1 protein-coding gene is annotated in these 690 nt (G+C 42.3%); it reads left to right on the top strand.

Going from position 1 to position 690, the window contains the following annotated elements; genetic code table 11:
- Nucleotides 1-573: IS982 family transposase (locus tag CIK90_RS00690; protein ID WP_144007182.1), on the top strand; the 573-nt coding region annotated here is incomplete at its 5' end.
- Nucleotides 574-690: the final 117 nt, after the last annotated feature.

Genomic DNA, 690 nt, shown 5'->3' with positions numbered 1-690 from the left:
GGCATAACATTCGTTGATTCCACGATGATACCCGTATGCCATAATCTCAGGAGATATGCCAATAAGGTATTCAAGGGAATTGCCACTGACGGAAAAGGAACAATGGGTTGGTGCCATGGCTTTAAGCTCCATCTTGCGTGCAATGACAGAGGCGAGATAATAGCGTTTGTACTTACTGGTGCAAATGTCAGCGACAAGGACCCGAATGTGTTCAAGGTTCTTGCTAAACGTTTGTATGGCAAGCTGTTTGCTGACAAAGGCTATATTTCGCAGAAGCTGTTTGACTTCCTCTTTGAGGATGGAATACAGCTGGTGACAGGGTTGCGCGTAAACATGAAAAACAAGCTGATGCCGTTCTATGACAGAATGATGCTGCGCAAGAGATACATTATCGAAACCATTAACGACATGCTGAAGAATACGGCACAGATTGTACATTCACGCCATAGATCTGTAAGCAACTTTATCATGAACCTTATTTCTGCCTTGGGAGCATATTGTTTCTTTGATAACAAGCCAAAGGCATTGCAAGGATACTGCATCGAAGACACGAAGCAACTTACATTGTTCTAAGGACAGAATAATCTCTTTCGATTCTTTATATATAGCCCATGTCTGATGGTATGGGAAGAGAATTCACGTATCTGTCTTCACATGCAACTAATCGCTATTTTATCCCGAATTGGGGTA

It is taken from the genome of Prevotella sp. P5-126, from assembly GCF_002251185.1.
In the GTDB taxonomy this organism is placed as follows: domain Bacteria; phylum Bacteroidota; class Bacteroidia; order Bacteroidales; family Bacteroidaceae; genus Prevotella.
This window is presented reverse-complemented; position numbering and strand designations above follow the sequence as displayed.